Origin of the sequence: Leisingera sp. S132 (genome assembly GCF_025144465.1) — a bacterium.
Taxonomy (GTDB): Bacteria; Pseudomonadota; Alphaproteobacteria; order Rhodobacterales; family Rhodobacteraceae; genus Leisingera.
The window spans coordinates 3,622,402-3,644,817 of sequence record NZ_CP083553.1; the positions used below are offsets into that span (position 1 = coordinate 3,622,402).

The window sequence follows — 22,416 nt, forward strand, 5'->3', positions numbered from 1 at the left end:
TCTCTCAGAGAAAGGTTCTCTAATGTCCGTTATTCTTGCGCGCGGCGGTGCCGCAGCGGCAATTTTGGTTGTTTCCGCTCAAGGCGCCCTCGCCGACCTCAGCGCCCAGGAAGTCTGGGCCGACTGGAAGGCGTATCTGACCAGCACTGGCTACGCCGTGTCCGGAACTGAAGCAGTTTCAGGCAACACCCTGACCGTTTCCGATGTCTCCATGGCCATGCCGATCCCCGAAGAAGACGGCTCCGGCACCATCAGCTTCCCCGAAGTCCAGTTTATTGAGAACGGCGATGGCACCGTCAATGTGCTGCTGCCTGCCGAATTCCCGATGGGCTTTGAGTTCTCCGGCGATGGCGAGACCTTTTCAGGCAAACTGATCTATTCCCACGATGGCTCGCCGATGAAAGTTGCAGGCGATGCCGGAAACATGAGCTACGACTACAGCTCCTCGAAGGTGACCATGACGCTGGACGAACTGTCAGCGGACGGTGAGCCAGTGCCCGCAGAGGTGGCAAAGGTTCAGGTCGAGATGAACGATGTTGTCACCAAAAGCACCATGAAGGTTGCCGAAGGGCGCAGCTACGATCAGACCATGACCGCCTCCAGCCTCAGCTATGACATGGGCTTCAATGATCCCGAAGGCGACGGCACCGGCGCATTCAAGGGCGCGCTGCAGGGCCTGAGCTTCACCGGTACCGGCACCGTACCCGAAGGACTGGAAAGCCCGGACATGGCCGCAATGCTTGAAGCCGGCTTTGCCTTTGACGGCACCTTCACCTTTACCGGCGGCAATGGCTCTATCTCCGGTGTGGATGGCAGCGAAAGCTTCGCCATGGAAAGCAACTCCCAAGGCGGCGCATTCACTGTTTCGATGGATAAGCAGCACCTGACCTACGATGTGTCGCAAGTTGCTACCAATGTGAACATCTCCGGCTCCGAGATTCCGTTCCCGCTGGCTCTGAGCATGGCGGAGACCGGCTTCAAACTGATGATGCCGCTGGCAAAATCCGAAGAAGAGCAGGACTTTGCCCTGGGCGTCACGCTGCGCGACTTTGCCGTTCCGGAAATGCTGTGGGGCATGGTCGACCCGACCGGCCAGCTGCCGCATGACCCGGCAACCGTCATCCTGGACCTGGCCGGCAAGGGCAAGGTTCTGTTTGACCTGTTCGATCCGGAAGCCATGGAAGCCGTGGAAATGGGTGAGGAGCAGCCCGGTGAGCTGAACGCGCTGACCGTGAAGCAGCTGCAAGTCTCTGCTGCAGGCGCCGAGCTGACCGGCACCGGCGACTTCACCTTCAACAATGATGACCTGACCAGCTTTGACGGCATGCCGGCACCGGCAGGCGAGGCCAACCTCAAACTGGTCGGTGCAAACACCCTGATCGACAAGCTGATCGGCATGGGCCTGATGTCCGACAGCGATGCCATGGGCGCACGCATGATGATGGGCATGCTGGCGGTCCCGGGCGAAGGTGAGGACACCCTGACCTCCAAGATCGAAGTCACCGAAGACGGCCAGGTGCTCGCAAACGGCCAGCGCATCAAGTAACCGTCAAATCCCGAACAGGAACTGGAAAGGGGCTGCAGCACGCAGCCCCTTTTTTGCACCCTGCACTTGCGGCATGGCGCTGCACTGGATAGCTCTTTTAAAGAGCAGAACAGAAGGTGCCCATGACCCAGTCCCCCGAAGCGCTTTGCCACGCCCTGATCGACGCCGCCCGCAAAGCCGGCGCAGATGCCGCCGACGCCATGGCCGCTGAGGGCAGTTCTCTCAGCATCGAAGTCCGCGAGGGCAAGCTGGAACATGCAGAACGCTCAGAAGGCACTGATCTGGGTCTTCGGGTGTTTGTCGGCAAGCGCCAGGCGCTGGTCTCCTCCTCCGACATGCGGCCGGAAACCATCGCGGCGATGGCCGAACGCGCTGTTGCCATGGCAAGGGAAGCGCCGGAAGACCCCTATGCCGGCCTGGCCGATCCGTCTCAGTTGGCCCGGGACTGGGATGTGGCTGCGCTGGAGCTGGAAGACCCGTGCAGCGAACCAGAGCCGGCAGCCCTGCAAGCGGATGCCCTGGCGGCCGAGGCCGTCTGCCAAAAGATTGAGGGCATTACCCAGGTGCAATCCGCAGCGGCGGGCTATGGCCGCCATGCTGTGCATCTGGCCGCGACCAACGGTTTCTCCGGCGGCTACCAGCGCACGGGCCGGTCTCTGTCCTGTACCGGGATCGCGGGGACAGGAACTGGAATGGAGCGTGACCACGACGGCGATTCCCGCACCTTTCAGTCTGATCTGCGCAGCGCGGAGGAGATTGGCCGCACTGCGGGCGAGCGCGCAGTCGCCCGCCTCGGTGCCCGAAAACCCAAGACCGGCAGCTTCCCTGTCCTGTTCGACGAACGCATCTCCTCCTCTTTGATCGGCCATCTGATGTCTGCCGCCAATGGCGCCGCAATCGCCCGCGGATCCTCCTGGCTGAAGGATTCGCTCGGCCAGCAGGTGCTGCCTGAGGCGCTCTCTGTGATTGAGGACCCGCACCGTCCGCGCATTTCCGGCTCCCGCCCGTTTGACGGCGAGGGGCTGGCGACCCGCACACGTACCGTGGTGGACAAAGGCGTGCTGACCGGCTGGACGCTGGACCTCGCCTCCGCCCGCAAGCTGGGGCTGGAAAGCACCGGCAACGCCGCCCGCGGCATCGGCGGGGTGCCCTCTCCCTCGACCTGGAACATTGCGCTGACCCAAGGGCAAGACAGCCGCGCGGATCTGATCGCGCAGATGGGAACCGGCCTGCTGGTCACGTCGATGATCGGCTCCACCATCAATCCGAACACTGGCGACTATTCCCGCGGCGCATCCGGTTTCTGGGTGGAAGACGGCGAGATTGCCTATCCGGTCAACGAATGCACCATCGCGGGCAACCTGCACGATATGCTGCGCCGGATTATCCCGGCCAATGACGCGCGCACGCATCTGTCCACAGTGGTGCCATCACTGCTGGTCGAAGGAATGACCCTTGCCGGCAACTGACCTATCCCTGCTTGTAAAAGCGGCGGAACAGGCCGGAGACATTGCGTGCCGCTACACTGGTCCCGACGCCAAGCGCTGGGACAAACCTGGCGGTGCGGGCCCGGTGACCGAAGCCGATCTGGCCGTAAACACCATGCTCGAGGACATGTTGCAGCAAGCGCGGCCCGGCTACGGCTGGCTGTCGGAGGAGACCGAAGATAGCCCTGCCCGCCTGACTCGCGAGAAGGTTTTCATCATAGACCCGATCGACGGCACCCGCAGCTTTGCCGAAGGTTCCCGCACCTGGGCGCATTCCATCGCTGTTGCGGAACACGGCGAAGTCACAGCCGCGGTGATCTATTTGCCCCAGCGGGCACTTATGTACACCGCCGCCAAGGGAAAGGGCGCAGCCTGCAACGGCAGCCCGATCAGGATCTCGGCTGCGGCAGAACTTACAGACACAGAGGTTCTAGCCGCAAAGCCAAACCTGCAACCACACCACTGGCAGGGCGGCACACCGCCTGCGTTCATCCGCAGCTACCGTCCCTCACTGGCCTACCGCCTTGCCAAGGTGGCCGACGGCCGGTTCGGCGCCATGCTGACGCTGCGCCCGAGCTGGGAATGGGATATCGCCGCCGGCGATTTGCTGGTGCGCGAGGCAGGCGGCACCATCTCGGACAGGTCAGGCAAGCTTCTGCGCTTCAATAACCCGCATCCCCGCCTGAACGGAGTGGTTGCCGGGAATACGTCTCTGCACACAGCGCTTATCGCAGCGCTGGACCCGGCTGGCCCTGGCATCGCTGGACATTGAACCAGCCCCGGCTTAAGCGGTCTCAGCTGTCCTGCAATGGCTGGACATAATTCTTTCACAGACAAACCCGCATGTTGCAGCTACCTTTGGCCGGAAAAATCAAATCGAAACAGATGCAACGGCGAAGCACAAACTCCAGCCGCTCTGCGGTGCTGCAACCCCGTCCAAAGGGTGAGGTGCTCTGGGTGCACGCGACAACACCAGAGCGCTACCTCGCGCTCTGCGACATCGGCCGCCGTCTCAAGACCCTGCGCCCGGACCTCTCTGTTCTGGCCAGCTGGGAGCCGGATCTGCGACTGACCGGCACTGTCGGTTGCGACATTCCAGTTGGCCCGCTGGCAGAAGACACATTGGCGGAAGCCCGCGAGTTCGTGGCGCACTGGCGGCCCGATGCCTGCATCTGGACAGGCGCCCCAGCCCGGCGGACCATACTGCGCCATCTGCGTGAACGGGGAACTGGTGTTCTTCTGGCCGATCTTCTTGACGCTGAAATGCCTCACCGTACCAGCCGCTGGTTGCCGGATCAGCGCCGCAGGATGCTGGAAGGGCTGACATGTATCCTGACGCCGTCCAAAACTGTGCGGGACCGGCTGATCAGGCTGGGCTTTCCGGCCGAACGGTTGGAAGTGGCTGGCAAGCTGCGCGTGTCCGCCATTCCGCCCGGCTGCAACGATGATGAGCTGGCCGCCATGCAGCAAACCCTAGGCAGCCGCCCGGTCTGGCTGGCGGCCCACGTTAAACTGGAAGAGCTGCCCCGCATTCTGGATGCCCACCGGAACGCTTTGCGGTTGCTCCACCGCCTTCTTCTGGTGGTTGCGCTGGACAATACCCCGGATCTGGAAGCGGCCCGTGGCCTGGTGCAAAACAGCGGGCTTTCCTTTGCCGATTGGGAAGCCGGCAGCGAGCCGGAAGACTACAACCAGGTTCTTCTCACCGCCGGTGAGGACCTTGGCCTCTGGTACCGCTTGTCGCCGGTTGCCCTGATCGCCAGCAGCCTGGACCCGGCAGCACAAGGCCAGTCGCCGCTCGATGCCGCCGCCCTGGGGTCTGCGCTGCTTCATGGTCCGGGCATCCACGCCCACCGGGAGCTTTACGACAGGCTGACCATGGCCGGCGCCGCAGTGCAAGTTCAGACGCAAGGCGAAATGTCAGACACTGTTGTGGCCCTGTCAGCACCGGACAAGGCCGCCGAGATGGCCCTGGCCGGCTGGCAAAGCGTTACCGAAAGTGCGGCCACAACAGACACACTTCTGGAAAAGGTCCAGGCCCTTTTGGATCAGCGCGAGGACAGCAATGCGGGCACCTGATTTCTGGCACAAGCCGCCGGGGGAATTCGATCTGCGGTCAACTCTGCTGGCGCCGCTGGGCTGGGCCTATGCGCGCGCCACCGCATCCCGGCTGGCCAAGGGCGATCCGGTTGCACCCGGTGTGCCGGTGATTTGCGTGGGCAACCTGAATGCTGGCGGCACAGGTAAGACGCCGACTGTAATCTGGCTGCTGGAGACCCTGCGCAGCCTCGGACATGAACCGCATGTGGTGAGCCGCGGCTATGGCGGCACGCTGGACGGGCCGGTTCAGGTCATCCCCGGCCAGCACAAGGCAGCGCAGACGGGAGATGAGCCGCTGCTGCTGGCTGCCTTTGGCGAAGTGTGGGTAGCCAAGGACCGTGCGGCAGGCGCCCGTGCTGCAACAGAGGCAGGGGCAACGGTCATCGTTTTGGATGACGGGTTTCAGAACCCGGCAGTCGCCAAGGACCTGTCACTTATCGTGGTCGATGCCCAGCACGGTTTCGGCAACGGGCGCTGCCTGCCCGCAGGCCCCTTGCGCGAACCAGTTGCCACCGGGCTGAAACGCGCCAACGCAGTTCTGTCCTTGGGCGCGGAGCCGGCTCAGGAAGCTTTCACCGCGGTTTGGAGCGGCCAGATTCAAGGACTCCCGCATTTCACTGGCGCATTGGAGCCCCTGCAGACCGGCATGCCCTGGCACGGCACCCGGGTGCTGGCCTTTGCCGGTATCGGCCATCCTCAGAAATTTTTCAGCACTCTGCGCGACCTTGGAGCCGATATTTCCAGGTCTGAGGCACTGGACGATCATCAGCCGCTGACCCCGGCATTGATGAACCGTCTGGAAAACGAGGCGAAACTGCTAAACGCGCAGCTGGTCACGACCGAAAAGGACGCCGTGCGGCTGCCGGACAGTTTTCGCTCCAAGGTGATTACCCTGCCTGTCCGCCTGCGTATTGCCGGAGATGAGGGCCTGAAAGACATGTTGAAAACAGCCGCGCCTGCACCCTGACCTGACATAGCGCCGCAAAGAGAAAGCCCGGGCACCTGGCCCGGGCTTTTATCGTTCTGCTTACTCGCGCTTAGCTTTCGAGTTCAGCATCCAGCAGTTTCTTGAAGTCTTCGTAAGACTGGTTCGACACCTTTTCGCCGTTCAAAATGAAGGACGGGGTGGATTCGATCCCATGCTCAGTTGCATTTTCCTGATACCAGGTCACCAGAGTCTGCGCCTTCTCGCCGTCCTGCAGACAGGCCTCCAGCTGGTCGTTTTCGATGCCTGCCAAACGGCCGATCTTGCGCAGTTCGTCAATGATCTCCGGCGCGCCGCCGGCCCGCGCCCATTCCGACTGCCCCTTGTAGATCAGGTCGGAAATGCCAAAGAACTTCTCCGGCCCGCTGCAGCGCGCAATCATCGAGGCCCACAGCCCGTAGCGGTCAAAATAAACCTCGCGGTAGATGAACTTCACCTTGCCGGTATCGATGTAATCCGCCTTCAGCTGCTTGAAGGTGTTATTATGAAAATTCGCGCAGTGCGGGCAGGTATAGGAGGCATATTCGATCAGCGTGACCGGCGCATCCTCGGCGCCCAAAGTCATCTCAGTGATGGTCGAGGTGTCCACTTCGGCTTCTTGCGCGATTGCCGCGCCGACCAGCGGATTTGACGGCAGATTGCTCTGGCTGCCCAAACCCGACAGGGCATAACCGCCCGCAACCACCGCAACCGCGGCCAAGACACCAGACATCAAACGGGTCATTTGAACCCCTTTCCTTGCGTTTTCTGTTTTGTCAGCACATTGCGCCCCAGGCGTTCCAGGGCGGCGCGCAAATCGTCATTTTCCACCCCGGCGGCTGCCTTGCTGGCCTCAGCCGCATCCCGCGGGTCCGGCTGCAGCGGCGCTTGCACCTTGGGGGCATACTTGAATTCCACGCGTCCGTCGGAAAATCCCGTCGGTGCCGTTTGCGTGATCCGCACCTTGGAAATGGCGTTAAAGCCATAGACCGCATTCACCCGTTCGCGCAGGCGTTCCTTTTGCATTTCCAGCATCGGCGCGTTGGCCCCGGTGGTCAGAACCGTCAGCGTGGCGCCAAAGGAGCCCCGCCCGTAGCCGATGTTCACCGGACGGGCCATGGCAGCGATATCCGGCCCGGCGATCTCCTCCCAATGGGTGAGCAGCCGGGACACCGCGAATCCGCGGCTTTCGCCCGCTTTGCGGATCTGCTCGCTTAGGAGCTTGGAGGTCCGGGAGAACCCGCGTGTGGTGCTGCGCCTGAATGCCATGATGTAGGTTTTGCTCGACTGCCCGCCCTATTGTAAAGAGCGGTTATGCAGGCGCTAGCCAAACCGCCGCCCAAGGAATAACGAATGCGTGACTTAAAGAGCAATTCCGCTGCGATGAGCGAAGAACTGCTCGCGTGGTATGACGTGCATGCCCGCGAGATGCCCTGGCGAGTAGGTCCTGCAAGCCGCGCTGCAGGCATCCGCCCCGACCCTTACAGGGTCTGGCTCAGCGAGGTAATGCTGCAGCAAACCACTGTGGCCGCAGTGCGCGAGTATTTCCTGCGCTTCACCAGCCGCTGGCCATCGGTTCTGGATCTGGCCGCCGCAGAAGACGCAGACGTGATGAGCGAATGGGCCGGCCTCGGCTACTACGCCCGCGCCCGCAACCTGCTGAAATGCGCCCGCGCGGTGGCTCAGGATCACGGCGGCAGCTTCCCGGACAGCTACGAGGGCCTGCTCAAGCTGCCCGGCATCGGCCCCTACACCGCAGCAGCCATCGCCTCCATAGCCTTTGACCGGCCTGAAACAGTACTGGATGGCAATGTCGAGCGGGTGATGGCCCGCATTCACGACATCCACGACCCGCTCCCGGGCACCAAGCCGGTGCTGAAAGACCGCGCTGCGGAGCTCACCCCGGCGCTGCGGCCCGGCGACTACGCTCAGGCGGTCATGGACTTGGGCGCCACCATCTGCACCCCCCGCAATCCGGCCTGCGGCATCTGCCCTTGGCGCACGCCCTGTACGGCCCGCATTGCTGGAACTGCGCCCAACTTACCCAAGAAAGCGCCAAAGAAGCCAAAACCAACCAGGTATGGCATTGTTTACCTTGCAGAATCCGCCGATGGCACCTGGCTGCTGGAGCGGCGACCGGACAAGGGGCTTTTAGGCGGCATGCTGGGCTGGCCCGGATCAGACTGGAGTGATACCGCCACACCGACCCCGCCTTTTGAAGCCGAATGGCAGGAGCTGGCTGGCGAGGTGCGGCACACGTTCACCCATTTTCACCTCATTCTGCGTGTCATGACCGCTGAACTCCCCATCGGTTTCAATCACAGTGCAGATCAAGAGATGATCACGCGTCACGATTTCACCCCTTCCAGCCTGCCAACGGTGATGCGCAAAGCCTTCGATCTTTATAAAGGCCGCTAGGTTACCCTGCGCCCCTATTGGGTTTTGAAATGTCAGGGCATAGGGTTTCCCCAAACGCGCGCTGACTGATTTGGGAGACTTGGCATGATTGCCCCGGATACTCTTTCCCGCTGGCAAAGCGCCCTGCCGTTCTGGATGTCATTTCTGCTGCTGCCGCTGGTTTGGATCGCGGCACTGCAGGGCGGCTGGGCGCTGCTGCTGCCGCCACTTGTGACATGGCACCTGTTTGCGGTGCTGGACGGGATGTTCGGGCTCAATCTGGAAAACGCCGACCCGGAAACACCGGACAACGATCTAAAGTGGTACAAGGCACTGACCGCGGCTTGGGTTCCGCTGCAGTTCCTCACTCTGTTTACGCTGATCTGGTACGTCAGCAGCGCAGAACACCTAAGCGCATTCGAGAAATTCGCAGCCTTCTTCGGCGTCGGCGTTGTGACCGGCGCCGTCGGAATCAACTACAGTCACGAGCTGATGCACCAGTCCAGCAGGATGGAACGCTGGCTGGGGGACATTCTGCTGGCGATGGTGCTGTACTCGCATTTCCGGTCTGAGCATCTGCTGGTGCACCACCGTTATGTCGGCACGCCCCGCGATCCGGTCACGGCGCGCTATAACGAAGGTTTCCATCGTTTCTACCCGCGTGTTCTGCGCCAATGCTGGCACTCCGCCTTCCGTGCCGAGAAAGAAAAACTGGCCAAGAAGAACCGACACTGGACCGACCGCTCTAACCCATTCTTCCGCTACTGGGCGTTGCAGGCGGCCATGCTGCTCCTGGCGCTGATGCTGGGCGGGCTGACCGGCGTTCTCCTGTTCCTGGTTCAGGCCGGCACCGCGATCTGGCAGCTGGAAGTGGTCAACTACGTCGAGCACTACGGGCTGACCCGCAAACACCTGGGCGACGGCAAATACGAGCCGGTCCAGCCGCGCCATTCCTGGAACGCGGCGCACAAGGCATCGAACTGGCTGCTGATCAACCTGCAGCGCCATTCGGACCACCACTACAAGCCGAACCGCCGCTTTCCGCTGCTGCAGAACTACACTGAGGCTGACGCGCCACAGCTGCCATACGGCTATCCGGTAATGACCATTGCAGCGATGATCCCGCCTCTGTGGCGGCGGGTGATGAACCCGCGGGTGCGCCGCTGGCGGCAGACGTATTATCCCGAAATCACCGACTGGCACGCCTATAACAAGGCGCAGAACCCGATGCCGCGCTAGGCGTCAATCCCAAGCCAAGACCGTCATCGGCTGATCCAGCCCGCGCACTTCCTGATCCGCATGGCGGGATGCGCCAGCCAGCAGGTCCAGCCCGGCCAGCTCCGCCTTAACCTGCGCAGCCATTGCTTCGCTGACGACAATACTGCCCTGCAGCCTGCGCGTCAGGTTCTCCAGCCGCGCGGCGATGTTCACCGTCATGCCTAGGACCGCATATTCCAGCCGGTTGGCACCGATATCGCCCAGCAGCGCCTCGCCATAGTGAATACCGATCCCGGCCCGTATTTCGGGCTTGCCCTGTTTTGCACGGTCCCGGTTCCATCTCGCAAGCGAAGCCCGCATCGCATGCGCGCAAGCCAGCGCATTCGTGGCGTCCTGCTTTCCCGCCACCGGCGTGCCAAAGGTCGCCATCAGCCCGTCCCCCAGATACTTGTCCAGCGTGCCGTGATGGCGGAACACCTCCCGCTCCATCCGGCCATGGAATTCCCGCAAGAGATCAATCACCGCATGCGGATTCATACCTGCTGACAGCCGGGTAAAGCCGATGATGTCTATGAACAGAACCGCCACGTTCTCGCTGCGCACCTGCTTCAGCGGCTCATCGTTCTGGGACAGCTGTTCCACCACGTTGGGCGAAAAGTAGCGTGACAGGTTCGCCCGCTCCCGTTCCAGGCTGGCATTGCTGCGCAAAAGCCCGTTGAACCGGCGCACCGAGAAACCCAGCGTCACAGCCACCAGGACAAAGACAAGCGCTTCCTGCACCCGCAATTTGACCACAAAGCTGTTCGGGTCAAAGAACTGTGCCAGTTCCGGCTCGAACCCGAGGGCGGCGCCAACGGCTTCAGTCAGCCCGGGAACCGGGCTGGAGAACCACCAGACCAGCCCCAACGCGCTCAGCCACATCATCGCGGTCCAAGTTCCGATCGCAATCACCGTGCGCCAAGAATAGGCCATAGTGCCCGCGGCAAGAATGATGAAGAAGTACTGGAAGTTATCGAATCTGTAATGCATCGCTGCAGGAATTTCGCGGGGATCAAATGGGTTGGGCACAACCAGCGCAAAGGTCATGACCGCAAGGTCAAGGAAGATCAGGAACAGTTCCAGCCGCGATTTGCCAACCTTCCCGGCCCGGCTGATGAACCAGCCGTTCAGGCACAGAACCGCAAGAAGCCCATGGTAATACAGAACGCTCCAGACAGGGTTCAGAAAAACAATGAAGACCGCAACAATCGGCAGCGCAATCCACCGCGCGCGAACAGCCAGCTGCAGCCCGCGCCGCTTGTGCGCGTCCAACGCAGCCTCCGCAAACCTGCCTTCCGCAGCAGAGAGCTCCTGGCTGCTTGCTTCTGCTGCTCTGGCAGCTCCGGTTCCGGTTGCAAACGCCGTATCGGTCATTGGGTCTCCCTCTTCCCGCTGGCTGCAGAAGCATTCCTGCTTCAGATAGTTACCTCGCCTCAAACTGTGAATAGCTCATCAGGCCGCAAACATGCAAAAAACCCCGCCTGATCCAGGCGGGGCAAGGTGTGCGCCTGCGCAAATTGCACAGGCACCTGCAATCGACTGATATCTTCTGAATAGTTCCGGTTGCGTCAGTTCTGCATTTCGGCGCGGATCTGCTGGCGCAGCACGTCGATAGGCACCGTCTTGCCATCGCGTTTGAAGCACCAATAGGTCCAGCCGTTGCAGGACGGAGCATTCTCCAGATGCGCACCGACCTGATGGATGGACCCCTTGATGTTGTCGCCGATCAGGGTGCCGTCAGCCCGCACCTTCGCCTTGTGGCGGCGGTTCATCGAGTACAGCTCCTCGCCCGGGCGCAGCATGCCGCGCTCAACCAGCTGGCCGAAGGGCACCCGCGGCGCTGCGCGCTTGCTGGCGGAAACCTCCAGCGCCTCGCGGTCGAACTTGCGCACTGCCTTGATCCGCTTCTCCGCCACTTTGCGGTAGGCTTCCTCGCGCTCGATCCCGATGAACTCGCGCCCCAGCATCTTGGCTACAGCTCCGGTGGTGCCGGTGCCAAAGAACGGATCCAGCACCACGTCGCCCGGGTTGGTCGCACCCACCAGGATCCGGTGCAGCAGCGATTCCGGCTTTTGTGTCGGGTGCGCCTTGTCGCCGTTTTCGTCTTTCAGCCGCTCGTGGCCTGTGCAGATTGGCAGCACCCAGTCGCTGCGCATCTGAATGCCCTCGTTCAGTGCCTTCAGCGCTTCATAGTTGAAAGTGTACTTCGCGCCTTCGGACTTGGACGCCCAGATCATCGTCTCATGCGCGTTGGTGAACCGCTTGCCGCGGAAGTTCGGCATCGGATTCGACTTGCGCCAGATGACGTCATTCAGAACCCAGTAACCTTCGTCCTGCAGCACGGCGCCGACACGGAAGATGTTGTGGTAGGAGCCGATCACCCAGATCGAGCCGTTCGGCTTCAGAACCCGGCGCGCCGCCTTCAGCCACTCGCGGGTGAACTGGTCATAGGCCGCAAAGCTGGAAAACTGGTCCCAGTGATCATCCACGGCGTCGACTTTGGAATTGTCGGGGCGGTGCAGCTGGCCTTTCAGCTGCAGGTTATACGGCGGATCCGCAAAGATCAGATCGACCGAATTGGCCGGCAGACTGTTCATCGCCTCGACGCAGTCACCGCCAATAATCGTGTTTAAAGGGAGCGCTGCCGCGCCCTTTGTCATGGTTTTATTCATTGCTCTGCCTCATAACCGCGGCGCATTTTTGCGCTCATTAGGTTGTCCACAGGATGAGTCATCGCGGATTCGAGGTCAATTTGTTTATTATAACAACGCCCTACGGTTCACTCTTGATACAAGATATTGTGTACCGGCTTAAAGGAACGCCGATGATGTGGGGTCACCCCCAGCTGAACTAGCGCTTCACGGTGCTGTTTCGAGGGATAGCCTGCGTTTTTCTTCCAGCCATAGCCCGGGAACTGTTGCGCCAAATCCACCATGATCCTGTCACGCGCCAGTTTTGCCAAAATCGAGGCCGCCGCGATCGACACCGATTTGGCATCGCCCTTGACCACCGCATCAGCCGGCAGTGCCAGCCCTCTGGGAATCAGATTGCCATCAATCAGCAAGTAGTCCGGCGGCGGGTTTAACGCCGCCACCGCACGTTCCATTGCCAAGTGCGACGCGCGCAAAATGTTCAGGGAATCAATCTCTTCCACCGTCGCATGGGCAATAGCGGTTTGGGCCGACGACAGAATCTCCCCCTCCAGTGCCTCCCGTTTTTTCAGGCTGAGCTTTTTGGAGTCGTTGAGTCCATCGGGGATCGCGCTGGCATCCAGAACCACCGCAGCGGCCGTGACCGGACCAGCCAGCGGACCGCGGCCGACCTCATCAACCCCTGCAATTCTAAGAAACCCGTTTTCGCGGGCGGCGGCTTCAAGACTGAAATCTGGCTGTGTCATGCTTCTGACAAAACCAATTCCTGAGCGTGATGCAAGCGGACAAAAAAAAGGGGGGCCGCAGCCCCCCAGTTTACTGCTGCCCGAACCTGTACTCCGGCTTACCGGTTCACCATCCGGTAGCCATGTTTCTTCAGGCACCCGGGCTTGTACCCGGTACGGTTGCGCTGGCCGTTCCAGAACGTCACCTTGCAGACCTGCGGCAGTTTGTGCGTGTAGCCGTAATTGCGGTCCAGGCAGCCCTTGGCCGCCAGCGGATAATTGGTGCTGTAGCGTGGAAAATAGCGGACGCAATGCGCCGGCAGATCATAACGGCGCACGGACTGCGGCAGCGGTTTGACGTGGCCGTCGTGACGGTTGCGGCCCTGGTGCCTGTGTCTGTTATGGCTGTGGTTCTGCGGCGGGTTATACGTGCGTGTCACGGCGTGATCATCTTTATCTCTGGAATGCTTGATGGCCGCTCCAAGAATACCAAGCAGCGCCAGGCCGCCCAGAATTTTTGCAACATCATTGTCCGCACGGGCGGGGGCTGCCGAGAAGCCGGTAATCGCAATGGAGGCTGCAACGATCAAGGCTATGAATTTGCGGTGCGGCTGCGGGCGGCTTGTCTGGGTCATATCTGAACCTTTCAATGGAATGAGCGGAACGCAAAATGCGTTTGATGCGCTCACCCTGCTTCCGCCCCCTTCAGACAGGCAATATCGGCCGCTTGTTATCGGATATCAGCCATACCAACCCCCTGCGGTTATTGAATTTCAATCAGCCCCGACGCAGGATGGCCCCATGAAACAAACCCTTCTGATCCCCGCCTTTGCAGCCGCCCTGCTGGCGCTTTCCGCGCCCGCGCAGGCCGCTGAGTGCTATGCCGACTACAAGGCCAAGCAAGACAATCCGTTGCGCCTGCATTACGGTGTTGTTCAACTGTCCGGCGCCTGCAACAAACAGGCTGCCCGCAGTGAAATTCAGGCCCGCATAGCCCCGGCCGGGTGGACGCTGTTGAATGTCCTCTCTGTCTTTGGCCCCGAAGGCCTGCAGCAAAGGAAGGCTGATGCCGGACCCTACTATCTCAGTTTCTGACGCCCGTGCCGCCGGCAGCAGGGTCATCACTCTAGGGATCGCCGCCATCGTCGCCGTTCTGATCATTGCAGGCACGGTTCTACTTCTGGCCCTGCCTGACGCGAACGCTTTCAACGCCCGGGTTGAGCAGCTGTTTGTGGAAAACGATCTGACAACCCAGGCCGAAATCAAGCTGCTGGAAATCCTGGCCCAGTCTGGCACCGCCTTTGCCGACACGCTGACCAGCTACCGGATGGTGATCTTTGTTCTGCTGGTTTTTGCCACCGCAATGATGGTGGCGGCGCTTGCGGTGCTGGGTATGCTGGTGATGCTGAACCGCCGTATGGCGCAAATCGAACGTTCAGGCATCCAGGTGAACGAATTGCTGATCAGCCGCGATGAGAACACCGTCTACCTCAACAGCATGGGGTTCAAGCTGACTCCAGCTGCGATGGAAACCCTCTCGGTTCTGGCCGAGGCCCGGCTGGACGGCGACGTGCTGTCCGGCACCGAGATCGAGGCGGTGATTTCCGGCCGCGCCTCCGCCGATTGCGAGGAAGCCGCCGGCGCCACCCGGATCAAGCGCCTGCGGGACACCCTGGGAAACCAGATGGTTAGCGAACTCTTGGTCAAGAATATCGCCAAGCGCGGCTATGTGCTGGCAATCAGCAAGGACGTGATCCGCATGGTCTGACCCTTCGGCTCCGTTATGCTCAATATCCTGTGTTCCGGTCTGGATTTTCCCGGCAAAGTTCCCAGATAGTTCAGAACCGGCCCGCGCCGGCCGGTCCTGTTTCCACCGGCTGCCCGGCAAAAAACAAGGATCTCTGGGATGGACACGCAGGTTCAGACCCGCAACCGGGGCTACGGTATTGTTGTCGAACCGCTGCAAGGCCTGGTCACCGCCCGGCGCGGCGGCACCGTTCTGGCGCAAAGCACCCGGGCCAAGGTGATGTACGAAACCCGCCTCCCGCCAGCGGTCTATTTCCCTGCGGACGACGTTACTGCTCCACTGTCAGACCATACTCCCCTTCAAACCTTCTGCCCCTTTAAGGGCACCGCCAGCTACCGCGATGTCCTGTTGCCGGACGGCGCCGTGCAGAACGGTGTCTGGGCCTACGAGGACGCCTTGCCCGAAGCCGCTGCCATTTCCGGCCATATCGGCTTCATGCCCAGCGCAAAAGTTGAGTTCGATTTCGGCACTAACACCGTGGAGATGCCTGATTACGGTAATATCTCCGGCCCGGTGATCGACTGGCTGCTGCGCGACGCCTCGATGGTGGCAACCCCGGAAGAGCTGACCGCCGCGCTGGCAGAGAAATTCGTGGAACAGGGCATCTACCTGTCCCGCCTCTCGGTCATGGCCTGGTCGCTGCACCCGCTGATCGCGGGCAAGAACTACATCTGGCAGAAGAAAACCGGTGAGGTCACGACCTACGCCCCGTCGTATGAAATCCACGACCATCCCGCTTACCAGAACAGCCCGCTGCGCCACGTTTCCAACGGGCTGGGCGGGGTGCGGCACCGGCTGGACGCCTGCTGCACCGATGATGCCTTTCCCATTCTTGAGGATTTGCGCAAGGAAGGTGCCACCGACTATGTCGCAATGCCGCTGCGGTTCTCGGACGGGCGGATCAATGTGCTGACGCTAACCAGCGATCACCCCAAGGGTTTCTCCACCGCCAACCTGGGCCTGATCTTCGAATGCTCCGGAGTTATCGCGCGTTACTACGAGATCTTTATGCAGCGCGAAAACGCCCAGGCATTGCTGGAAACCTATGTCGGAAAACGCACCGGCGCCCGGGTGCTGGGCGGTGAGATCCGCCGCGGCGACGGCGACGAGATTGACGCTGCCATCATGTTCTGCGACCTGCGCGGCTCCACCCGGCTGGAAGAGCAGCTGGGCCGCCGGGACTATATCGCGCTGCTGAACCAGTTCTTCGAGACCGCCTCAACCATCGTGCATGATCACGGCGGCGAAGTGCTGAAATTCATCGGCGACGCTGTGCTGGCCGTATTCCCGGCCGGCAGCGACCCAGACAAAGCCCGGACCCAGGCCCTGGACAGCGCCCGCGCCATCGTTGCCCGGCTGGAAGAAATTGCCCGGGAAGAAGACGGCCACCGCTGCGAGGCCGCCATCGGCATCGCCTATGGCCGCGTGACCTATGGCAACATCGGCTCGCGGGAGCGGCTGGATTTCACGGTGATCGGCCAAGCCGCCAATATCGCCGCCCGGCTGGGCGACTACGGCAAGACCGCGGATCACGCGATTGTCGTCAGCCATGACATCCTGGGCGACACCTCGCAAGGCATCTCGCTCGGCGCAGTCAGCCTGCACAACGTCTCCCAGCCCGTCAGCTGCTTTGCAATTCAAGCTGGCGGGAATTCCCAGGCTGCTGCAGAGTAACCCTGCCACAGACAGCCTTCCCGGCAGTCAATCAACTGGTGGCCAAGGAGCGCTGCCCCGCATCGCCCATCGAGACCAGCAGCGGCGCCTCGGCCTGCCGCGCCTTGAAGGCCTCCTTCCCGGTCATCCCCTGCCAACCCGCCTGCACCAGAGATTGCGCCACCGCGCCGCCCAGCGTGGTGCCCGGACCGGTTACGATGAACAGATCCGGCGCAAACTCATAAGCCGCATTCTGCACAGCAAGCGTGAAATCATAGGGTTCCACCACCTGATGACCCAAAGTGTAATCCCACAGGGCCTGCGTATCCGTGGCACCGGGCCACCAAATCTGCCCGCGCCCGTCGATCAGCGGCAGCTCCGGCTGGGTGAACACCCCTGCCACCAACCGCTTGCGCCCCTCCGCCGCCACCGGCGCCTGCAGCGCAGTGTGGAAAGCCGCATGATTGGCCAGACGCATCGGGAAACGCTCCTCGACCACTGGCACCGCGCGCTCAAACGCTGCCAGCCCGGCCTCATTTCCGGCCAGCACCAGCATTCCGCCCAGATCAATCGACAGCGCCAGATCATGCCCCTCGCGGTCATTTATCTCTGCCGCCAGCGCCAGAAGCTCAGCCTTGCGCGCGGGGCCGTTCTGCCAATCCGGCCCGGCAAAGGGATAGACCAGCTGGCCGCCGATCAGCTGCTCTTGCATCAGCGTGCCCATCGTGTTCACCACCTCGAACCCATCCGCCGCGCTCAGCGCCCCACCCGCTGCCAGCGCGATGTACCAGCCCATAGAGTTGCCGGTGACCGCAACCACCTCGATGTCCTCCGCCAAGGACTGCGCATCCGCCAATGCGGACGCATAGATCAGCGGCGAGGCAATATCCCCGCGCGAATACTTCGACACGGAATACCGCGTGGCTCCGTCCAGCGCGGTGATCGCTTCCTGTCCGGCGTCCTGGCGCTGTGCATCAAAGCCCGCAAAAAGCGCAGCCTTGTCCGCATGGTGGCGGTGCAGATACCCCAGCTCCGGCTTGTTATAGGTGCCCCGGCCCGGGCAGATCAGAACAGCGGTACGGGTCATTTCCGGCCTCCTGCCAGCTTCAACGCGGCCTCAACGATGCTATCCTTCGACGGCAGCGTGGCGCCATAAGCAGGCCCGGTTGCGATAAAGCAATCGCTGGCCGCGATCCGGGCCGTGGGGATATCGCTTTGCTCCGCAAACAGCGCCATCAGCGCTTCAGACTGGCTGCCGGTGATGCGGCATTCGTCGACGATCAGCACGTGCTTGCAGCCTTCGACGGCCTCCAGCAGCGCCGCCTCCGGCAAGGGCGCCAGCCAGCGCAAATCCACAATCCGCGCCTGCACGCCCTGCGCCGCCAGCTCTGCCTGCGCCTGGGTGGAAAGGTAGCGTCCGTTGCCATAGGTCACGATGGCCAGATCGCTGCCGTCCCCATGCATGCCAACCTCGCCCAAACCGATCCGCCGCTCCGGCGACGGGTAGGTCCGCATCCAGCCGCCATCTTTCGCCTCATGCAGATCCCGCATCGGATAGAGCGCAATTGGTTCGACAAAGACCACCACCCGCTGCTCCTCGCGCGCCAGCCGCACCGCCTCACGCATCATCATCGCAGCCTCCGCCCCGTCCGACGGGCAGGCAATCACCAAGCCCGGAATATCGCGCAGCACCGCCAGCGAGTTGTCGTTGTGGAAATGGCCGCCAAAACCTTTCTGGTACCCCAGACCGGCAATCCGCAGCACCATCGGGTTGGAAAACTGCCCGTTGGAGAAAAACGGCAATGTCGCCGCCTCGCCGCGCAGCTGGTCCTCGGCGTTGTGAAGATAAGCGAGGAACTGGATTTCCGGGATCGGCAGGAATCCATTGTGCCCCATGCCGATCGCGAGGCCGAGGATCGATTGCTCATCCAGCAGAGTGTCGGTCACACGGTCCGGCCCGAACCGCTGCTGCAGCTTCTGGCTGACGCCGTAGACCCCGCCCTTGCGGCCCACGTCTTCGCCCATCATGACGATTTCACCGTGCTCCAGCATCAGGTCGGTCAGCGCCCAATTAATCAGGCGCGACATCGGCTGCGGCTCCTCCATCGCCCGCATGTCGCTGCCAAAGGCCGCGGCGCGCGCTTCGGCACTGGGGCCATTGGTGGGCGCACATACCCGCTTGGGCGGGATCAGGCTGGCGGCGACATCCGCGGCGGTTTTCAAATGCGGCCGTGTCACTGCCTCAGCCCGGATCCGCTCCACACGCGCGCAGGTATCCGTGTAGATCTTCAGCGCATCCTCGGGACGCAGCGCCCCCGCCTCATCCATCAGCCGCACCGAATGCAGCAGCGGATCGTTGGCCTCATCCGCCTCCACTTCAGTTTTGGCCATATAGGTAGTCGGCACATCCGCCCCGGCATGGCCATAAAGTCGCACAGTGCGCAGGTGAAGAAACGCGGGCTTCTTACGCGTCCGCACATATTCCGCCGCCTCCTGCGCCACCTGAAAGGCGTTGTAGATATCCAGCCCGTCCGCCTTGAAATACCGGATGCCCGGCCGATGGGCCATCGAGGACTCGATCCACCCTTTCGGCGTCTTGGTCGAAATGCCGATACCATTGTCCTCGCAGACAAACAGCAAGGGCAGCGGCGTCGACTGCACCGAGGTCCAGCCCGCGGTGTTGATCGCCCCCTGCGCCGTCGAGTGGTTGGCAGATGCGTCGCCGAAGGAACACATCACAATCGCATCCTCCGGCAGCAGCTGATGCTCCGGCTGGTGCCGCTTGGCAGCACCGATGGAATAGGCTGCGCCCACCGCCTTCGGCAGATGCGATGCAATGGTCGAGGTCTGCGGCGGGATCATCAGCGCCTTGGACCCCAGCACCTTATGCCGCCCGCCGGAGGTCGGATCTTCGCTGGAACAGGCAAAGGACAGCAGCATGTCCCAGGCAATCCGCTGTCCCGGCACCTGATCGGCACGGGCAATCTGGAACGCCGCATCCCGGTAATGAAGGAACGCCATATCAGTGGGGCGCAGGGCGCGGGCCACCGCCGCCATCCCCTCATGCCCGGAGGAGCCGATGGTATAAAACCCCTGCCCCGCTTTCTGCATGTCGCGGCTTGTCAGGTCCAGCGCCCGGCTCAGCACTTGCGCACGGAAGGTGGAAACGGCCGCGGACGCGGCCAGAGGACCTGCAGGCGCAGCGCCTGCGGGAAGTTTTCCGGCCTGAACCCGGTCCAGGAAGTTCTGATGCACGATCTGGGCGCGGTCCATGCGGCCTCCCTACGCTGACTGACCATGTCTTTATCCGCGAATCCGGAACTTGAAGCCAATGAGTTTGCGTACTGGCTTCATTCCAAAACGGAATGCAAAACCCGCCAATCAGTCGGGATTGTCACATAAAGGCTGGAAGCCCCGCGCTTGCGGCTAAGGCCGCATTCCAATGCGCGCGCCGCCGTCAGCTTGGCCCGCGATTTCCGTTTGACGGCCCCTGAAAACCATCTTATACGCCGGTTTCACGACACCTGCCCAGGTGGCGGAATTGGTAGACGCGCTAGCTTCAGGTGCTAGTGTCCGTATGGACGTGGAGGTTCGAGTCCTCTCCTGGGCACCATCTTCCTCAACATTCTGTTTCCCCTTGCGAACCAATGAGCGCAAGCATTTGTTTTCAGGTGCTTTCTGCGTCATTTGCAAACGGTTCACGCAACGTTTTCGCGGCTATCCCTCGAAAGTGAAGCAAGCGAGGCTTTCAGCGGCTCTTAAAAAATGATTAAAGCGCAAAGATTGCAGGCGGAAATCAGCCGCCACCAAGAGCTGTTTCAACAGTTATTCGTTTTCCAGCACGCTACGAAGGTCAACAGGAAGATATTTCATGTGTTTAGATTGCATTGAACGTGCCGCGTCCGATGGTCAAGACAATGTCAGCTCTGCCAGAATTGTTGAAATCTCCGACGCAGGGCATGGAACCTGGACCTCATACCGCATGTCCGCCGGCGATACGTTCCAAGGCACCCTTTCCACCAACGGAGACAGGGACTGGGTCGCCATCACGCTGACCGAGGGCGAAACCTACGAATTTGAACTGAGCGGCGCGGCCAGCGGCGGCGGCACTTTGAGCGACCCTTACTTGCGGCTTTACAACAGCCAAGGCAGCCTTATCCGCAGCGATGATGACGGCGGTCCAGGTTATGATTCCGCTATTACATTTACAGCATCCTCCACCGGAACATACTACATCAGTGCCGGTGCATACTCAGACGGCTACACTGGCAGCTACACGATCTCAACCGATGTAAATGAACCGGCACAGCTCGGGTCTCTGAATGACTTGGCCGGCTATCTGACTGATGGCTACTGGGAGGACAGCGGCCGGACGGGCAGAAGCTTCGACACTTCTGGCAGCAATGTCATTACCGTAAACCTTACCGGGCTGACCGCAGAAGGCCAGCAGCTTGCACGCTGGGCCCTGCAGGCCTGGGAGATGGTGGCAAATATCGAGTTTTCCGAGACCACCAGCGACAGCGCGGGTATCACTTTCATTGATCACGAGGCAGGTGCGTATTCGACCTCTCAGGTGTCAAGTGGCGACATCACCTCATCTCTTGTGAATGTTTCCCTGCAATGGCTGAACACCTACGGCACCAGCATCGACAGCTATTCGCTGCAGACTTACATTCACGAAGTTGGACATGCGCTCGGCCTGGGACACCAGGGCGACTACAACGGCACCGCGACCTACGGGTCCAGCGAGGAATTCTCAAATGACAGCTGGCAGCTGTCTATCATGTCCTATTTCAGCCAGACAGATAACACTAGCGTGGACGCAAGCCACGCTTATCTGCTGACCCCGATGATGGCGGACATCATTGCCATTCAGAATCTGTACGGCGCGCCGGGAAGCGGCGGCACAACGGCGGGTGACACCGTCTGGGGGCCAGGATCCTCTCTGCCCGGCACCCTCGGCGATCTGTTTGGCGACCAGAACAGCATCCAAGGCAACGCCGTTGCGTTCACTATCTACGATCAAGGCGGCACAGACACACTGGACGTCAGCGGCTATGATGAGCAAAGCCGTATTGACATGCGGCAAACGCAGTTTTCCGATGTTGGCGGCCTCACTGGGAATGTTGGCATTGCCCGCGGCACCATTGTCGAAAACCTGATCACAGGCTCCGGCAACGATACCGTCATCGGCAACGATGTCTCCAACATTATCCACACCCATAACGGCAATGACATTGTCCGGGGCAGGATCGGCCACGACAGGATCTATGGCGGCAATGGCAACGACAGCCTGTATGGCGATCTGGGCTGGGACAGGCTGTTCGGCGGCAGCGGCAACGACCGGCTGACCGGCGGCGATGGCGGCGACCGCCTGTACGGCGGCAATGAATACGACTTTCTGTCAGGCGGCGAGGGCACCGACTGGCTGTACGGCGGCAACAACGATGACCGCATGTACGGCGGCGGCGGGAATGACCAATTGTACGGCGGCTGGGGCCGGGATCAACTGTACGGCGGCAACGGCGATGACCTCTTGAACGGCGGTTTCGGCAGGGACGTCATGGCCGGCGGTTTCGGCCACGACACCTTTGTTTTCGCCAGCAACCACGGCCATGACCGCATCCTCGACTTCAGCACAAACTCGAGCGCAGAACGTATCGACCTGTCCCGTATTTCACAGATCGAAGACTTCGATGATGTGCTGGCCAACGCCGCAGCAACTTCGGACGGTGTGCTGATCACAACAGGCGCGAACAGCAGCATCCTGCTAGAAGGTTTGCAGATCAGCAGTCTTGCTGCGGATGACTTCATCTTCTGACCGGCGGC

At 61.4% G+C, this 22,416-nt stretch carries 19 protein-coding genes and 1 tRNA gene; 12 read left to right on the forward strand and 8 right to left on the reverse strand.

What is annotated here, in order from left to right; translation table 11 throughout:
• Positions 1-22 precede the first annotated feature (22 nt).
• From K3725_RS17855 to lpxK, 5 genes are all read left to right on the forward strand, one after another.
• A complete protein-coding gene (locus tag K3725_RS17855; protein WP_260016595.1) occupies positions 23-1,546 on the forward strand; it encodes a DUF2125 domain-containing protein in 1,524 nt (507 codons plus the stop codon).
• A gap of 122 nt (positions 1,547-1,668) precedes the next feature.
• The gene (locus K3725_RS17860; protein ID WP_260016596.1) at positions 1,669-3,015 is read left to right on the forward strand and encodes a TldD/PmbA family protein; all 1,347 of its coding nucleotides are present in this window, start codon (positions 1,669-1,671) and stop codon (positions 3,013-3,015) included.
• Entirely contained in the window at positions 3,002-3,805 is an 804-nt protein-coding gene (locus K3725_RS17865) for a 3'(2'),5'-bisphosphate nucleotidase CysQ (protein WP_260016597.1), read from the forward strand. Before K3725_RS17860 ends, K3725_RS17865 begins: the two co-directional genes overlap by 14 nt.
• A gap of 113 nt (positions 3,806-3,918) precedes the next feature.
• Complete coding sequence (locus K3725_RS17870) at positions 3,919-5,112, forward strand: 3-deoxy-D-manno-octulosonic acid transferase (protein ID WP_260016598.1); 1,194 nt, start codon at positions 3,919-3,921, stop codon at positions 5,110-5,112.
• Positions 5,099-6,100, forward strand: coding sequence for a tetraacyldisaccharide 4'-kinase (gene lpxK / locus K3725_RS17875; RefSeq protein WP_260016599.1), 1,002 nt, complete (start codon positions 5,099-5,101; stop codon positions 6,098-6,100). The genes K3725_RS17870 and lpxK overlap by 14 nt, the downstream gene beginning before the upstream one ends.
• 70 nt (positions 6,101-6,170) lie before the next feature.
• Here lpxK and K3725_RS17880 read toward each other — a convergent pair whose 3' ends face one another.
• Together K3725_RS17880 and K3725_RS17885 are read right to left on the reverse strand one after the other, a co-directional pair.
• A complete protein-coding gene (locus tag K3725_RS17880; protein WP_260016600.1) occupies positions 6,171-6,842 on the reverse strand; it encodes a DsbA family protein in 672 nt (223 codons plus the stop codon).
• Positions 6,839-7,366, reverse strand: coding sequence for a DUF721 domain-containing protein (locus tag K3725_RS17885; protein ID WP_226431046.1), 528 nt, complete (start codon positions 7,364-7,366; stop codon positions 6,839-6,841). The genes K3725_RS17880 and K3725_RS17885 overlap by 4 nt, the downstream gene beginning before the upstream one ends.
• Positions 7,367-7,450: 84 nt before the next feature.
• On the opposite strand from K3725_RS17885, the gene mutY reads away from it, so the two are divergent.
• Positions 7,451-8,515: an A/G-specific adenine glycosylase gene (gene mutY, locus K3725_RS17890; protein ID WP_260016601.1), complete on the forward strand. Its 1,065-nt coding sequence runs from the start codon at positions 7,451-7,453 to the stop codon at positions 8,513-8,515.
• Between the two features lie 84 nt (positions 8,516-8,599).
• On the forward strand, positions 8,600-9,733 hold the full coding sequence (locus tag K3725_RS17895; RefSeq protein WP_260016602.1) for an alkane 1-monooxygenase: 1,134 nt from the start codon (positions 8,600-8,602) through the stop codon (positions 9,731-9,733).
• A 3-nt stretch (positions 9,734-9,736) separates the two neighbouring features.
• Here the strand turns inward: K3725_RS17895 and K3725_RS17900 are convergent, their stop codons facing one another.
• From K3725_RS17900 to K3725_RS17915, 4 genes are all read right to left on the reverse strand, one after another.
• Positions 9,737-11,125 (reverse strand): adenylate/guanylate cyclase domain-containing protein, encoded by a 1,389-nt coding sequence (locus K3725_RS17900; RefSeq protein WP_260016603.1) that lies wholly within the window; start codon positions 11,123-11,125, stop codon positions 9,737-9,739.
• A 194-nt stretch (positions 11,126-11,319) separates the two neighbouring features.
• Positions 11,320-12,423, reverse strand: a complete 1,104-nt coding sequence (locus K3725_RS17905) for a site-specific DNA-methyltransferase (RefSeq protein WP_019297600.1) — start codon at positions 12,421-12,423, stop codon at positions 11,320-11,322.
• 107 nt (positions 12,424-12,530) lie between these two features.
• Positions 12,531-13,148, reverse strand: coding sequence for a ribonuclease HII (locus K3725_RS17910; RefSeq protein WP_260016604.1), 618 nt, complete (start codon positions 13,146-13,148; stop codon positions 12,531-12,533).
• A 98-nt stretch (positions 13,149-13,246) separates the two neighbouring features.
• Entirely contained in the window at positions 13,247-13,762 is a 516-nt protein-coding gene (locus K3725_RS17915; protein WP_260018634.1) for a hypothetical protein, read from the reverse strand.
• A gap of 166 nt (positions 13,763-13,928) precedes the next feature.
• Here K3725_RS17915 and K3725_RS17920 point away from each other — a divergent pair, with 166 nt between their 5' ends.
• The 3 genes from K3725_RS17920 to K3725_RS17930 all read left to right on the forward strand — a co-directional run bounded on the left by K3725_RS17920 (position 13,929) and on the right by K3725_RS17930 (position 16,608).
• Positions 13,929-14,222 (forward strand): hypothetical protein, encoded by a 294-nt coding sequence (locus tag K3725_RS17920; RefSeq protein WP_260016605.1) that lies wholly within the window; start codon positions 13,929-13,931, stop codon positions 14,220-14,222.
• Entirely contained in the window at positions 14,194-14,895 is a 702-nt protein-coding gene (locus K3725_RS17925; RefSeq protein ID WP_260016606.1) for a hypothetical protein, read from the forward strand. Before K3725_RS17920 ends, K3725_RS17925 begins: the two co-directional genes overlap by 29 nt.
• A gap of 138 nt (positions 14,896-15,033) precedes the next feature.
• Entirely contained in the window at positions 15,034-16,608 is a 1,575-nt protein-coding gene (locus K3725_RS17930) for a DUF427 domain-containing protein (RefSeq protein ID WP_260016607.1), read from the forward strand.
• A gap of 31 nt (positions 16,609-16,639) precedes the next feature.
• Here K3725_RS17930 and K3725_RS17935 read toward each other — a convergent pair whose 3' ends face one another.
• The gene (locus K3725_RS17935) at positions 16,640-17,674 is read right to left on the reverse strand and encodes an ACP S-malonyltransferase (RefSeq protein WP_260016608.1); all 1,035 of its coding nucleotides are present in this window, start codon (positions 17,672-17,674) and stop codon (positions 16,640-16,642) included.
• Positions 17,671-19,860: an alpha-ketoacid dehydrogenase subunit alpha/beta gene (locus tag K3725_RS17940; protein WP_260016609.1), complete on the reverse strand. Its 2,190-nt coding sequence runs from the start codon at positions 19,858-19,860 to the stop codon at positions 17,671-17,673. The genes K3725_RS17935 and K3725_RS17940 overlap by 4 nt, the downstream gene beginning before the upstream one ends.
• Before the next feature lie 253 nt (positions 19,861-20,113).
• On the opposite strand from K3725_RS17940, the gene K3725_RS17945 reads away from it, so the two are divergent.
• Both K3725_RS17945 and K3725_RS17950 read left to right on the forward strand, forming a co-directional pair.
• Positions 20,114-20,200, forward strand: a tRNA-Leu gene (locus tag K3725_RS17945).
• Positions 20,201-20,569: 369 nt separating this feature from the next.
• Positions 20,570-22,408: a M10 family metallopeptidase C-terminal domain-containing protein gene (locus tag K3725_RS17950; RefSeq protein WP_260016610.1), complete on the forward strand. Its 1,839-nt coding sequence runs from the start codon at positions 20,570-20,572 to the stop codon at positions 22,406-22,408.
• Positions 22,409-22,416: the final 8 nt, after the last annotated feature.